This is a genomic window from Acinetobacter schindleri (assembly GCF_010918895.1).
GTDB lineage: Bacteria > Pseudomonadota > Gammaproteobacteria > Pseudomonadales > Moraxellaceae > Acinetobacter > Acinetobacter schindleri.
On record NZ_CP044483.1, the window covers coordinates 2,488,174 to 2,503,682 of the forward strand.

13 protein-coding genes are annotated in these 15,509 nt (G+C 42.7%); 3 read left to right on the forward strand and 10 right to left on the reverse strand.

Features of this window, described 5'->3' with window-relative positions:
- Positions 1-411: 411 nt before the first annotated feature.
- Positions 412-1,152: a TonB family protein gene (locus tag FSC11_RS11940; RefSeq protein WP_163167088.1), complete on the forward strand. Its 741-nt coding sequence runs from the start codon at positions 412-414 to the stop codon at positions 1,150-1,152.
- Positions 1,153-1,178: 26 nt separating this feature from the next.
- On the opposite strand, the gene FSC11_RS11945 is transcribed toward FSC11_RS11940, so the two are convergent.
- The 3 genes from FSC11_RS11945 to FSC11_RS11955 form a co-directional block, all read right to left on the reverse strand.
- Entirely contained in the window at positions 1,179-1,601 is a 423-nt protein-coding gene (locus FSC11_RS11945) for a YqaA family protein (RefSeq protein WP_163167090.1), read from the reverse strand.
- Between the two features lie 17 nt (positions 1,602-1,618).
- A complete protein-coding gene (locus FSC11_RS11950; protein ID WP_048881470.1) occupies positions 1,619-1,909 on the reverse strand; it encodes a hypothetical protein in 291 nt (96 codons plus the stop codon).
- Between the two features lie 75 nt (positions 1,910-1,984).
- Complete coding sequence (locus FSC11_RS11955; protein ID WP_163167092.1) at positions 1,985-2,605, reverse strand: glutathione S-transferase family protein; 621 nt, start codon at positions 2,603-2,605, stop codon at positions 1,985-1,987.
- A gap of 281 nt (positions 2,606-2,886) precedes the next feature.
- On the opposite strand from FSC11_RS11955, the gene FSC11_RS11960 reads away from it, so the two are divergent.
- Positions 2,887-3,360, forward strand: coding sequence for an Hsp20 family protein (locus FSC11_RS11960; protein WP_004889904.1), 474 nt, complete (start codon positions 2,887-2,889; stop codon positions 3,358-3,360).
- A gap of 48 nt (positions 3,361-3,408) precedes the next feature.
- Here FSC11_RS11960 and FSC11_RS11965 read toward each other — a convergent pair whose 3' ends face one another.
- From FSC11_RS11965 to FSC11_RS11985, 5 genes are all read right to left on the reverse strand, one after another.
- Positions 3,409-4,080, reverse strand: a complete 672-nt coding sequence (locus tag FSC11_RS11965) for an HAD hydrolase-like protein (protein WP_163167094.1) — start codon at positions 4,078-4,080, stop codon at positions 3,409-3,411.
- 284 nt (positions 4,081-4,364) lie between these two features.
- Complete coding sequence (gene infC, locus FSC11_RS11970) at positions 4,365-4,916, reverse strand: translation initiation factor IF-3 (protein WP_076753101.1); 552 nt, start codon at positions 4,914-4,916, stop codon at positions 4,365-4,367.
- 5 nt (positions 4,917-4,921) lie between these two features.
- Positions 4,922-6,844 carry a threonine--tRNA ligase gene (gene thrS / locus FSC11_RS11975; protein ID WP_163167096.1) on the reverse strand — a complete coding sequence of 641 codons (1,923 nt, stop codon included), beginning with the start codon at positions 6,842-6,844 and terminating at the stop codon, positions 4,922-4,924.
- A 237-nt stretch (positions 6,845-7,081) separates the two neighbouring features.
- Positions 7,082-8,239, reverse strand: coding sequence for an alanine racemase (locus tag FSC11_RS11980; protein ID WP_163167098.1), 1,158 nt, complete (start codon positions 8,237-8,239; stop codon positions 7,082-7,084).
- 22 nt (positions 8,240-8,261) lie between these two features.
- A complete protein-coding gene (locus FSC11_RS11985; protein ID WP_163167100.1) occupies positions 8,262-9,542 on the reverse strand; it encodes a D-arabinono-1,4-lactone oxidase in 1,281 nt (426 codons plus the stop codon).
- Positions 9,543-10,023: 481 nt separating this feature from the next.
- On the opposite strand from FSC11_RS11985, the gene FSC11_RS11990 reads away from it, so the two are divergent.
- On the forward strand, positions 10,024-11,664 hold the full coding sequence (locus FSC11_RS11990) for an acyl-CoA synthetase (RefSeq protein WP_163167102.1): 1,641 nt from the start codon (positions 10,024-10,026) through the stop codon (positions 11,662-11,664).
- A gap of 56 nt (positions 11,665-11,720) precedes the next feature.
- On the opposite strand, the gene FSC11_RS11995 is transcribed toward FSC11_RS11990, so the two are convergent.
- The gene (locus FSC11_RS11995; protein WP_163167104.1) at positions 11,721-13,184 is read right to left on the reverse strand and encodes a phospholipase D family protein; all 1,464 of its coding nucleotides are present in this window, start codon (positions 13,182-13,184) and stop codon (positions 11,721-11,723) included.
- 106 nt (positions 13,185-13,290) lie between these two features.
- Entirely contained in the window at positions 13,291-15,450 is a 2,160-nt protein-coding gene (znuD, locus tag FSC11_RS12000; RefSeq protein ID WP_163167106.1) for a zinc piracy TonB-dependent receptor ZnuD, read from the reverse strand.
- Positions 15,451-15,509: the final 59 nt, after the last annotated feature.

Here is a 15,509-nt window from a genome sequence, read left to right on the forward strand (position 1 = left end):
CAACCTCTTTTGAACACCTGTTCGGCACGTCTGCACCATTGCAAAGACGCCCTGCAGGTAAGGGAGCCGATATTCTAAAGCATCTTTGTTTAAAACAAAAGCAGTATTAAAAGTAAAAGATAGATGACAGGGACTTAATCCTATTTCCCATAAATATTGCGCGATGAAATATCAAGCTGACTAATCCAAGTTTTTTTATAATCCACGCATCTTTCTCATAAAAAAACTTCTGACTCCTGCAGCAATACATGTATAGCTTGGCTTCATTATGATTTTTTAATTATCACCTTCAAGATTCACAAGGCAGAAAAATAAATTATTTTGAATGAGATACTTGCCAGTATTGCCAATTCAGGAAATACTGCGCTTCAAAATTGAACATCCTCTTTGCTTGATTCAAGACCGAAACTTATGAAACGTATTCTGTGTATGACCCTGTTGTTGAGCTTTCCCTTTGCAGCAAGCTATAGCGCATCAACAAAAAAAGCACCGCAATTGCCCACACAGACCATTGATGTGCAGCCAACACATTTGACGACACGCATTGAGTGGACCAAGTTTCCCAAACCAAAATATAGCAATGAAGATTTAAAAGGTCAGGACCGTTCTGCGGTGGTACGTATCTATGCCAATGAGCAGGGACACATCAAACAGGCTGCCATTCAGGACAGTACCGGTTACCAGCAGCTGGATCAGCTACTACTTAATGCCGTGGAATCTGCTGAAGTTAGACCACATATTGAAAATAAAACAGCACTACCGATCATTGGCTATCAGGTGTTTAACCTGAAACTGACTGACCAGGATCAGGAATTTTGTGAATACAGTTTCAACTCTAAAAATTGGCAAGCACAACAGCAGCAGCAAAAAACTAAATTCCAGTATCTCAACCAACCTGAGCTGAACGTTAATACAGATTTACTGAATGAACATGACCGAACAATAGAGTTTCAGATCAAAGCCAATCGCAAAGGCGAGATTAAAAAGGTCAATATCAAAAAAGGTTCAGGCATTTATCAATTAGATCAGCAAGTAACAAGTGCATTAAAAGGTACACAAATCAGTACTAAACGCCGCGCAAGTACCCTATGGTTGTATAAACCATCCAGCTTTAAGGATGAAATTCAGTTTAAACTGAATGAATGCAAATAAACCAAAAGAGGCTTCAAGCCTCTTTTTTAAATCATGCTATAAGCCATGTAAATAAACAGATAACGTCCGATTTTCGCAATACTCACGATCAGTAAGAATCGAGCAAAGTTTTCCTTAAGCAATCCTGCAATTAAGGTAATTGGATCACCAAGCATGGGCACCCAACTCAGCAACAAGGACCAATAACCGTATTTCTGGTAGCTCCTTTGTGCTTTTTGCATCTGCTGTTCAGAGACTGGAAACCACTTCCGGTCTCTATATTGCTCAATCTTTAGACCTAAATACCAATTGACGCAAGAGCCGAGAATATTCCCAATACTGGCAACGGCGATCAAAGTAAATGCTGAATAGCTACTATTGACCAGTAATCCTAACAATACCGCTTCTGACTGCAAAGGCAATAAAGTTGCCGCGCCAAAGGCAGACAGAAACAGAATCAGTAATGCCATCTAAGTGATCCGACTGTTTAGCGTGTCAGTCTTAACTGTCTTTTAGCTTTCAGATATTCCATATTTGACCAGAAAAGAGCGAGTATGATTGCAAAAATACGAGACCATTTATATTTGGTTGCCAAGGGCAAAATTGCCTCAGCCAATACATTTTGATCCTTGGTATTCAGCTCATTAATAACCAGCTGAATATGCACAATCTCAGCCACAAACAAAGCTAAACAGGCAGCTAGACCAAAGATAATGCTCCAGTAAATTCGAGGATTAGTTTCCACAATTCGAGTGAAGTTCAGGAAAAATGCTTTCATGCTCATATCCAATAAAAAACCACCTGAATCGGTGGTTTTAATAACTTTTGTACATCTTAACATAACAATCGCAGATTAACTGACCTGAATCGCTAATGCTTTTTGCACCGCAGGACGTGCCTGTATACGCTCAATATAACGACTGATTTCAGGATAATCCGCCAGATCAATACCTTGCCATTCATAACGAAGTAACCAAGGGAAAATCGCCATATCAGCAATTGAATATTCGCCAGTGACATAGTCCTGACCAATCAATTGTTTATCCAGCACACCATACAAGCGCTTGGTCTCATTCACATAGCGCTCTGTTGCATAAGGAATCCGCTCTGGAGCAAAACGACTAAAATGATGGTTCTGTCCCAGCATCGGACCCAGTCCACCCATTTGCCACATCAGCCATTGTTCCACCTGAATCCGCTTAATTTCATCGGTCGGATAAAACAGTCCGGTTTTACGTCCCAAATACTGCAAGATGGCGCCGGATTCAAAGATTGAAATCGACCGATAATCTGGTCCATCCTGATCGACAATAGCTGGAATTTTATTGTTCGGTGAGATTGCCAGAAAGTCTGGCTGAAACTGGTCATTTTCCAGAATATTGACTGGAAGGATCTGATAAGGCAGCCCCATTTCTTCTAATGCGATTGTAATCTTATGACCGTTGGGTGTACCCCAGTAATATACATCAATCATTCGTGCCTATACTCCATACACCTTTATTATGGTGTTTTAACAAAATAATGGATCTGGTCAAAAACAACAAGCAATGCTTAATAAAATAATTTTTAATTTAATTTCAATAAATTAATTAATTTTTAAAAAAATTTCACTGAATTTTCTTGAAAATTTCCAGCCTGAACACATATTTATTTCTGCATAAGGATGGTCTATCCATCTTTTGCCCTGTCGATGATCATCATGACAGCGGTGTTTTCTTATTTTTAAAACTTTGCTGACCTCAGGAGGTTCTAATAATGAGTAATATCAATCTTCATCCATTATTCCGCCGTAGTATTGGCTTTGATCGCCTCAATGATTTCATTGATTATGCCATGCAAAGTGATGCGCCAAATTATCCACCATACAATATCGAAAAACATGGTGAAAACCGTTACCGCATTGTCGTAGCCACCGCCGGTTTTAACCAGGAAGAGTTGAGTATTTCTCTTGAAAATCGCTTGCTGACAATTTCTGGAAAACCTGAAGCTGTTCAGATTGAAGGTACTGAGTATCTACATAAAGGTATAGCCCGTCGTGCCTTCAAACTATCACTGCGTTTAGACGAACACATTGAAGTACAGCAGGCAGATTATGCTAACGGTCTACTCGTAATTGACCTGCAGCGTGTAATTCCGGAAGAAAAACTACCAAGACAAATTCCGATTGGCAAAAAGTTATTGCTAGAAAATCCGGAAGAAGTCACTGAAAAAACCGTCAATGCGGAATAAGCATATATAAAATGTTCTAAAAAGGCCCTTCGGGGCCTTTTTTTATTTTTAGGCCGGTCTGGATTTTGGAGTTAATAACAGACTTTTTAACTGCTGAACGCTATGAATCAGGTAATGTGGCTGATGAGCCACCAATGCAGATTCACTATTAAAACCCCAAGTCACGGCAGCGACAATAATCCCATTCTGATGAGCTGATTTTATATCAATGATCTGGTCACCAATATAGATAACCTGTTCTGGATGCAATTTGGATTGCTGCACGATTTTTCTAATCTGTTTGGCTTTGCTATAAATTGAAGCATTGCTTTCGACCCACTCAAATAGCTGAAACAGTTCAGCACCTAAATACTTTCGGCAATTATTCGGAGTATTTGAGGTGACAATTGCCAGGCGAACTCCCTGCTGTTTGAGATGGTGAAGCAGATCCGTAATGCCTTCAAATAATTCTGGAGTCTTGCCACTACGACGCATTTCCCGTTTACAGTCATACATTAAGCGAAAGGTCTGAAATATTGACAGATTGAGTGCCTGACGGATCTGTCGTGGTGGTAAAGCTCTTAAATGCTCGACCTGATCTTTATACATCAATGCATAGCGATATTTACCAGCAAAGCAATTCAGCAACTCGATAAACTGTTCAAAGGAATCAACCAGAGTACCATCTATATCAAAAATGACCAGTTGATACGGTACAACGCGATTATTTAAAAAAGCCATAAGCCAGTCATCCAGCAATTTATGCCAAGTTTAAAAAATATATCTTTTCTCTACTCATATTCACTCATATTCACTCATATTCACTCATATTCACTCATATTCACTCATATTTGTAATGTTTATAACTGTAATCCTGATCAAAATTATTTCAACACAAATAATGTGCGGCATAGTTGAGTTATTTTTTAGGCTTTAAACTGATAGCAGAAACTAGATTGTCTATTTTATGGCTATAAAATAAAAAAAGCCCTGCAAGTGCAGGGCTTTTTTCGCTCAATGAGTGCTTACTTTTTCTTTTTAGGACCAAGCAGCATACCCATTTGACGGCCTTCCATTTTTGGAGACTGTTCAACTACACCAATTTCCGCTACATCAGCTTCAATTTTTTGTAATTGAGCCAGACCCAACTGTTGGTGAGCCATCTCACGACCACGGAAACGAAGCGTGATTTTTACCTTGTTGCCTTCTTCAAGGAACTTGATAATTGCACGCAGTTTTACGTTGTAATCACCTACATCAGTACCAGGGCGTAGCTTGATTTCTTTCACCTGTACTTGATGTTGTTTTTTCTTCGCTTCTTTCTGCTTTTGTTTAAGATCAAACAAATGCTTGTTAAAGTCCATGATTTTACAAACAGGTGGCTCAGCATTTGCTACGATCTCTACAAGATCAAGCTCTACGCTTTCTGCTGCACGTAAAGCTTCAGTTAAGCTTACGATACCTTTTTGCTCACCATTTTCGTCTACAAGACGGACTTCTTTTGCACGAATTTCATCATTCAACGCAGGACGGTTTGATTTGTTACCGCCCTGTTGATTACGGTCAGGCTGTTTAATCGCTGTTACTCCACAATGTACCGGCCGCGTTCGGCAACGGCTGTTTTTACCAGATCAACGAAAGCATCGATTGACATGGTACCCAAATTTGTTCCTGAGCGGGTACGGACATTTACCGTACCTTCCTCTACTTCACGGTCCCCAAGTACCAGTAAGTAAGGAATACGCTCTAAAGTACGTTCACGAATCTTAAAGCCGATTTTCTCATTTCTCAAGTCGGAAATCGCGCGGATACCGCTTTCTTTAAGTTTTGCGACGACTGACTCACAAGCCTCAGCTTGAGAATCGGTAATATTCATGACACACGCCTGAATTGGTGATAACCAAGGTGGCATAAAGCCTGCGTAGTGTTCAATAAGTATACCAATAAAACGCTCGAAACTGCCAAGAATTGCACGGTGCAACATTACTGGCTGATCACGATCGTTGTCTTCGGTCACGTAAGATGCATCTAGACGTTCTGGAAGGTTGAAGTCACATTGAATGGTACCGCATTGCCATACACGGCCCAAGCAGTCTTTCAATGAGAATTCAATCTTCGGACCGTAGAACGCACCCTCACCTGGCTGCAATTCCCACTCCAGACCAGCAGCATCTAAGGCATCCGCCAAAGATTTTTCTGCCATATCCCAAAGTGTATCATCACCAACACGTTTTTCAGGACGAGTTGACAACTTCATTTGTACTTCTTCGAAGCCAAAATCTTTGTATACATCCAGTGTCAATTTGATAAAGTCTGCAACTTCAGTACCAATTTGTTCTTTGGTACAAAAAATATGTGCATCATCTTGGGTAAAACCGCGAACACGCATAATGCCATGTAAAGAACCTGATGGTTCGTTACGGTGACATGACCCAAATTCTGCCAGACGTACCGGAAGATCACGGTATGATTTCAAGCCCTGGTTGAACACTTGTACGTGACAAGGACAGTTCATTGGTTTCACCGCATAGTTACGGTTTTCAGAATGCGTCGTGAACATGTTGTCTGCATAGTTGGCAGCATGCCCTGATTTTTCCCACAACGTGAAATCAACCACCTGTGGTGTGCGGATTTCTTCGTAGCCATTGTCCTGCTGAACTTTACGCATGTACTGTTCAAGAACCTGGTAAATGGTCCAGCCATTCGGATGCCAGAACACCATACCCGGTGCTTCTTCCTGCATATGGAACAAGTCTAGCGCTTTACCGATTTTACGGTGATCGCGTTTTTCTGCTTCTTCAATACGTTTGATATAAGCTGCTAACTGCTTCTTGTCTGCCCAAGCTGTACCGTAAATACGTTGCAGCTGTTCGTTTTTCGCATCACCGCGCCAGTAAGCACCCGAGATTTTAGTCAGCTTGAACGATTTTAAGAATTTAGTATTTGGAACGTGCGGACCACGGCACATATCCAGATAGTCTTGATGGTAATACAAGCCCATTTGTGTTTCTTCAGGCATGTCTTCGATCAGACGGAGTTTGTATTCTTCACCACGTGCAGTGAATTCTTTGATCACTTCATCACGTGGTGTCATTTTTTTGATGACATCGTAGTCTTGATCGATGAGCTTTTTCATACGCTCTTCGATCGCAGCCATATCGTCTAGAGTAAATGGACGTGGCATCCAGATGTCATAGTAGAAACCTTCTTCAATGACTGGACCAATTACCATTTTTGCTTCTGGGAACAATTGCTTAACAGCATGACCCACTAGGTGTGCGCAAGAATGACGAATGATATGAACACCATCTTCGTCTTTAGGCGTAATAATCTGTAAGGTTGCGTCTTCATTAATAAGATCACAAGCGTCTACTAAACGATCGTTCACACGACCTGCAACAGTATTTTTTGCTAGACCAGGACCGATGCTTTGAGCAACTTCCATCACAGATACGGCTTGATCAAACTGTTTTTGATCGCCATTTGGCAAAGTGATAATTGGCATATAAAATCCTTAAGGAGTGATGCCCCGTACAATGGAGCATGTCACCGCGAGATTATGATCGAGGAGAACCTCAAAAGATAAAAACGGTGGATAAATAAAAATCGCCTAGAATTTTACACGTCTCGGGCCATTTAATAAACCGTTAATCCTTTTTTCTCGGCTGAAAACATGCTTTGCTGCCAATCCCTTGCAGGATATTCAGGATGACTTGGGAGATAACCACCATGATCCATCCTGTTATTCCCTAAAATTCTCCCATTTTTGATATTGTCCCTGCTCATAAGCATACAGCGAAGCAAATTGTGGCAGAATCGATTCACTTTGGGCTGGTCGGAAAAATACATAATCATCGACCTGAATCTGGCAACTAGATGGAATCTGCAACAATTCCTGATTACTACTGCGCCCATACAGTAAATGCGGTTTCGTACCTGGTGGATAGATGCATTTCCCGCGCCAGTAGCCACCATAGATACATACCGCTCGTTGCCGCGGTTGAAATCGCCTTAATCGCTCTAATCCAGGTAACTGAATTTGGTCCAGCACTTTCAATACTGGTGCAGCAATCCATAAAGCTGGTTGCATGGGCTCTAGGCCTTCCAGATCAAAATCAGTTGGCTTGAGCAGCATCGAACCGAAGGACACATCATTACAGACCGTCTGGATAAAGTGGTGATGCAAGGTGCCACTTCCCGCTCCATTCAGACAAAGAGCAGACAAATCCAGTTCAGGTAGCATCTGGCACATGACATTAATGAAGTTCATATAACACTGTTGAGATTTCTGATAGCTCTGGATGGGAGGAAATAATGCACTAGGCAACTTAGAAACATGAGCATCGTAACCCATCAGACCACTTAAAGTCAGATATTCAGAATGGCTTTTGATAATCGCCAGACAGTGCATAAACTGCTCTAGATCTGACAGCCCACCACGATGTAGGCCAATATCAATTTCCAGATTGATCCGCAGCTGTAAATTTCGCTCCTTGGCATACGTTAGATAATTTTTCAGACGATCAGCTGAATCAATCAGCCACTGCACTTTCGGCAGATGCTCAGCCTGATCTTCGGTAAAGCTTTTCAGGCATTGCAAAGGCACTGGCTTACCCATCAGAATATTTGCCTGTGTATAGGCTTGCAGGATATGGACCGCATGCGGAAGATGGAACACCATAAAAGACTGGCTATTAAAGGCTTTAGCAATTCGTTTTAGCAATATTGAATTGGCTAATGATTTCACCACCAGACGCGGTTTCAGATGGGTCGGCATCTTATGTTGTAACCAGTCAATATTCTGTTCCAGCTTAGACAGATCCAGAATCAATTGAGGTTGTCCATTTCCTTGCTCATGCAGAGTTTTCTGGAGTTCCTGAAAGTAGTCAAGATATAGCATACTGTATTCCTCCTCAGCTCATTCAAGATGGAATGAACAGGCGCTCCAGATAAGGATTGAGCCATTTATCCTGTGGATCAAGGGATTTTCGTAACTGCATAAACTCATCCCATTTCGAATAGAGTTCACAAAGCTGTCGGGCTTCCAGTGAATGCAGCTTGCCCCAGTGCGGGCGTCCTCCGTATTTTCTGAAAATCGGTTCTACCAGATCAAAAATCACCTGATAATCCTGTTTGTAAAATTGATGTACCGAGATCGAAACTGAATCTTGCTGATAAAATGGACTTAGCCAGATATCGTCCCCACGTACATAACGAAATTCAATTGGAAAAAATACCGGCGCTTTCTGTTGCTGTAGTACTTCCATAACCTCCTCAAAACAGGCCAGTCCCTGTTTCACCGGCAGCTGATATTCCATTTCATTAAAACGGGTATTACGTACACTAGGAAAAATACGGCTGGACCAGTCTACTGCTTTCGATGGCCGGATCGCTATATTTAATAGACGCTGTAACCAGGGATTCAGCCCTGGCCAAATTCGATTCAGCTCACAGCACATGTTCAACATGAAGTCCTCATCCAGCCACCCATCCGGTCTTGCCTGTGCTTCTTCCTGAGTTTCATCCAGACTTTTTAGAATGACATTATCGCTATGGGTAAAGGCCCAAAACTCTATATGCCGGTGCTGATGCTTCCATTTGTCGATGCTTGCATATAGGTCAGTGAGTGAGCAAAGTCGAATCTGCTCCTGCAACCGGTACATAGGCCGGTTTTGTAGCTGGATACGGGTCATAATGCCCAGACTGCCACATGCCACCCGTCCTGCAGCAAAGATATCTGCATTCTGCTCAGAGTTACAGCATAGCAAGTTACCGTCCGCAGTCAGCAATTCAAATTCAGAAACCAGAGCAGAAAGACAAGGTAACTCCACCCCTGTTCCATGCGTACCTGTAGCAATGGCACCTGCCAGACTTTGCCGGTCAATATCCCCCTGGTTTGCCAATGCCTGATCAATGGTGGCCAGCTTCTCGCCCACATCATACAAACGGGTCCCCGCCCAAAAGGCACTGCGACACTGTTCTCGATCATAGTCACACATCCCTTTAAGCTGATCCAGACAAACTAGCACGTCGCTGGTTTTTGCCAGGGCACTAAAGGAATGGCCTGCACCCACAACACGTAATTTTGGATAAATACGCACAAGCCCCTGCAGCATCTCAATGCTGTAAGGGTGAAAAATACTGGGACTGGATCGCTGAGAACCTGACCAGTTGGCCCACATCTCCGCGCGTGCTATCTCCATAGCGGCTTCCTTTTACCCGGTTTTAAGTCAATAAAACCCGGACATAATTGCTCTTATTTTTGTTGTTATGAATATCTTTCTATTTAGAAATCATCATGCAGTCATTTAGAGAAACAAGTCAATTTTAAAGTCTATGTAAATTTGTAAAACTCGTTTTTTTATAAATACTTGCAAAATAATTTGATTTTATCAGTCACTAATCCACAAAAATAAAAGCCAGGCATTTTATCTATTTGCACTGGTCTTTGAAGCTAAATTGCACACCGGATTCTATTTGAGCCAACTTTATTCTGTTTATTATGATGACAGACAAGGAAAGTAACAGTTCATTTTACCCATTAAATTTTAATAAAAACAAATATATAGATATTAAAAGCTTGATCCTTCATTCACGCTCGACTAAAGCATAAATGTCAAAATCACTAAAAATTGCTAGATTTAGAGTAATTACACAATAATTATTTATTCATGGAGTAGAACAATGGTCAGTGCATATGATGAATTACCACGCACACCAGCAAACTTTGTAGCGCTTTCACCTTTACGCTATCTAGAACGTGCGGCCTATATCTATCCCAACCAGAATGCCATTATTCATGGCCAGCGTGAAATTACCTGGCGTGACACTTATCAGCGCTGTCGTCGGTTCGCTCACCAGTTGCAACAGCTTGGTGTAGGCAAAAATGATACCGTATCTGTCCTTTTACCTAACGTCCCAGCCATGATTGAGGCGCACTTTGCTGTTCCGATGGCAGGTGCTGTACTGAATACCTTAAATACCCGTTTAGATGCCAAGACTTTGGCTTTTATGCTAGAACATGCGGAAACTAAAGTTCTACTTGTCGATCCTGAATTTACTGCTGTGGCGCAGGAAGCGCTGGCACTGATCAAGCAGGATATTTATATCATCGATGTAGCAGATGAGAACTATGAAGAAGCTGCTGATCGTATTGGCCAGATTGAATATGAAAGCTGGCTGGCTCAAGGTGATGCCAATTTTGAATGGCACCTGCCACAAGACGAATGGGATGCGATCAGCCTGAACTATACTTCAGGTACGACTGGCAACCCGAAAGGCGTGGTTTATCATCATCGCGGCGCGTATATCAACGCAGCCAGCAACATCATTGCCTGTGGCATGATGCCACGTGCAACCTATCTCTGGACTCTGCCATTATTCCACTGTAATGGCTGGTGTTTTGCCTGGACCATGGCGGCCAACGGCGGAACTAATATCTGCTTACGCAAAGTTGATCCTGAACTGATCTTTCAGCTGATTGCCACACATAAAGTGGATTATTTCTGTGGTGCACCAATTGTCCTGTCGATGCTCATCAACACACCGGAAGAGAAAAGAACCAAATTTGATCACCGTGTAGAAGTCATGGTGGCAGGTGCTGCGCCTCCAGCAGCCATTATTGAAGGCATGCGCAATATTGGTATCAATGTAACGCACGTCTATGGTTTAACCGAGACGTATGGTCCTTCTGCCCTATGTGCATCTCAAGCTGGCTGGTCCGATCTCACTATCCAGGAACAGGCCCAGTTACACTCACGTCAAGGTGTACCATATCCATTGCAGGATGGTATGAAAGTACTTGATCCTGAAACCATGCAGGAAGTGCCACATGATGGTAAAACGCTGGGCGAGATCATGTTCCGCGGTAACATCGTCATGAAAGGTTATCTGAAAAATCCGGAAGCTACGGCAGAAGCTTTTGCCGGTGGCTGGTTCCATACCGGTGACCTCGCTGTTTGCCAGCCAGACGGTTATGCCAAAATCACTGACCGCTCTAAAGATGTCATCATTTCTGGTGGTGAAAATATTTCTTCGCTAGAAGTAGAGGAAGTGCTGTATCAGCACCCTGCAATTCTGACTGCAGCGGTAGTTGCCAAACCAGATCCACGCTGGCAGGAAGTGCCGTGTGCCTTTATTGAACTCAAACAGGGCTTCGAAGTTACACCAGAAGAAATTATTGAATTCTGTCGTGAACATTTGGCGCGTTTCAAAGTGCCAAAAGATGTGGTGATTACTGAGATTCCAAAAACCTCGACCGGCAAGCTGCAAAAATTTGTCCTGCGTGAATGGGCCAAAGAACGCTCAACTGGTGAGTTTAGCTAATCCATTGTTATTCGATAAAAAAAGGAAGTCATCTCGACTTCCTTTTGATTTCTCATCTAAAACGTCGACCAGCCACTCCATTCCATAAAACGGTATAGCCAGTATTTAAAGAACGAATCTTCTGCATATTGCGTATAGTCCACGCTCATGGAACGACCATTCAGATTTAACCATGCACCGTCAAAATATTGCTGGGCATCCTTGAACACTTCGGCCTGAGGCTGCCCCAGCACGCGCATATTGGTTTCCAAATTATAGTTTTTCAGATTGCGTACCGTGAAATTGGCCGAGCCTAAAATCATTTCAGCTTGCTGAGCATTGCGCTTCATCAGTATTTTGCTATGACATTGCTCACCCTGAGTACGGCACCAGCGCACATCAATACCTGCTTTATGCAGTTCCCAAGCCACTTGCCGGTTTGGAATCCCGTTTTTCTCACGGCCAAAAGCATCTTTATTTGGATCGAGTAAAACCCGGACTTTGACACCACGTTCATGTGCCGCGATCAGGCTTTTAATAATTTTGCGTTCAGACAGATAAAACATCGCCAGATCAATCTGTTCATTGGCTTTTGCCGTCTGGATCAGGTTCAGAATCGCATCATAAATAGCTTTTTCAGTCAGTACCTGAACTTGTGGCTGGCTACTGTCTGCCTGAAAATCCCCGGCGACAATGGCAGGCATATTCGCTTGTGACATCATGCCGACAGATTGCTCGGTTTTCAGAATGTCCACAGCGGTGCTACCCCAGACCAATAAACCAATATTAGAATGCCGCGAACTGCCATCATGCGGGTTCATGGAGGTAACCAGTGCTTTCCAGCCCTGATCGGTATCGACTACCATGGTTTTACGATGATTGGCTTTAAAGTTAAACAGCTCAAAATAACTACGCAGGGTGATTTTTTCTGGACCAAACGGATTCGGCAACCAGCCCTTGCCCGGATTATTGCCAATGCCCTGACAACAGATATACCAGAAGCCGGACCAGCTTGGATTAGAAGCCCGCAATGGCGTCAGATTGGTTTCAATCACATCAATACCATGTTGACGTAAGGTCCGATACTGCTCGGATCGAATGCCACCATAAACCGAATTAATCGGATCAGTAATAAATTTGATTTCGACTTCAGGATTCAGCAGGCGTTTACTAATTAAAGCATCCGTCAGTTGTTGACTTAATGCCTGATGTTCCTGCGTAGATGCCCCCGTTTGCTGATTAAATAAAAACATATCCAGCACAATCAGCGATTTGGCCTCTTCAATCATGTTCAGCATTTCATTAAAAATGCGATGATCTAGCTGCTGCTTGCCTTGTGCATCCAGATAAGTCTGATCGGCCAAAAACTTGACTTCGGCATGACGCATTTTGCCTGTGTAATTCAGACCTTCCGGCAAAGGCTTATACGTGTGGTAGATCGCTGAAGCCAGATAACCCACGGCCAGCATACTAATGATCAAAGCCGCATAACGGCGATTCGACCAGTTCAATTTATTGTGAATTCGTTGAAAAATACGCATAAGAAAAAACCTAACCCAATAGGCTCAGGCTAGGTTTAATCTTATGATTTTTCAAGTAGATTTCAGTGACATCTATTTGATTTCGTCAATTACTTCATCTGACTTATTAGAAATCATACTGTACGCCAACAGTGAAGTTACGACCAACTTGCGGGATATTGGTCAGGAATGAGGTATGTGAATAGACCTGATCATCCAGCAAGTTATTGGCTTTGAAATACACGCGATAAGCATTTTTATCGGCAATCGTATTGGCATAGCTTAGGCCAAGATTGACCATATTGTAGCCCTGAGTTTCATCTTCATAACTGGCAATTTTGTCCTGATTGAAGACATGATAATACTCAGCCAGACCTGACCAGCCATCGGCAAAGTCTGCTTCGACTTTGGTGCCTAAGCGACCTGCGGGTACACGTGGTGCATTCTCAGCTTCAATCTTACCGCGCACATAGTCACCAAAGACGCTGAGCTTATACATATCATTGATCTGATAACCTGCTTGTGCTTCTGTACCATAGAAACGTGCTTTGTCTTGGGTATATTGCACGCCCCGTAAATTACCTTTCTGCGCTACCGTTTCGCCATAGATATAATCATCAAACCAGTTGTGATAGACATGCACATGGTAATCCAGTTTATCGCCTTCATAATGCAAACCTAATTCGAGATTATTTGAAGTTTCTTTATCGAGATCAGGATTACCGAGTTCATAGGTATTGGTCGCAAAATGCAAGCCATCAGCATAGAGTTCTTGCGCTAAAGGCAAACGTTGCTGATGTGATCCCACTACAGAAAGTTTGTAATTCGGTGCAAATTCCCAATTGGCAGCAGCGGATGCAGAGACACCAGTCCCCGAATAATCTTTCTGATCCGAATCTACTTTCACTTTTTGATGATCGATACGCGCACCAAGTTCAACATGCACATCGCCAAGTTGTTTATGTTCCAAAGCAAATAAGCTGTATTTTTGAGTTCTTGTGTCCGGCATTACCACACCTGAACCATGAACATGATGTTCTTCATCATCTTCATCGCCATCTTCATGATGGTCATGCTCGGAAGCGGCAAGATTAATTTTTTGCTGTGAAATCTGGGTTCCAATTACACCTTCCCAGCCTGCAACTGGTACATGCACCAATTCTAAACGACCGTCATAACCTTTGCTTTTAAAGTTACTGATGACTTCATTTTCTTCTAGCTCATCGTGTTCATAATCAGTGAAGCTGGCATGGGCACGTAATTTATCAAAACCGGCAAAAGGCTGTTCCAGCTCGGTGCGTACTTCATAACGTTCAGATTTTAAATCTACCCATGGTCCACCATGCTCTTCATGGGCTGGTGCATCTGAATCATCAGGTGTTGGACAACCATGAAAATGATCACCATGTAAGACACAGCCATGATATTCATGACTATGACCGGGCAAGCCATACTGATCCTGACGGTTACTATAAGATAGACCAACAAAACCACGATCATGAATCCATGACCCGCCAATATTGACTGTTTGTCCTTCTGCAAAAGTATTGTCGACACGGCGGGCTTTTTCACGATGAATTTCTTCAATTTCATTTCCATTTTCATCTTCTTCATGATGAGAATGTTCTGTGAAATAACCTGCATGAGCAATATAGTTATTAGCTTTACGTTTTGAACCTTCTACACGTAGAGCAAAGTTTTCACCAATACCCGTTGTCACACCAGCACTTGCCAGTTTTTCGTCACTACCTGAGTTATAACGCAGGCCGACTGTACCTTCCAGACCATCTGCCGGCATTTGGGTCGGAATTTTTTGATCGGTGACATTCACCAACCCACCGACTGTACCGGCACCGTAAAGTAATGTAGATGGACCGCGAATCACTTCTACCTGTTTCGCCAGAATCGGATCAACGGTGACAGCATGATCCGGAGACAAGGTCGAAACATCAGCAGTTTCTGAAGCATGCTGCAACACTTTCACACGTGGGCCATCCTGACCTCGAATGACCGGACGACTTGCACCTGTACCAAACTGATTTGAATAGACACCCAATTCATCTGCCAGTGCATCACCAATAGTCGTCGCACGCTCAGATAATGCTTTTTGATCCACCACATGATCCGCAACCGCAAAATCTGCTGCGGTTTGTATCAATGGATGGGCCTGAACCTGGATGGTTTCCAGCGTTTGTACAGCTACTGTCGCTTCTTCTTGTTGTGCGAATGCTGATGGTGTAATAACCGCAAAAATAGAGAGTGTTATTAAATTCTTATGAAAAGACATGACCCAAGCTCAAAATGACTAAAATAGAATAATGTTATAATATAACATTTCATTATTTT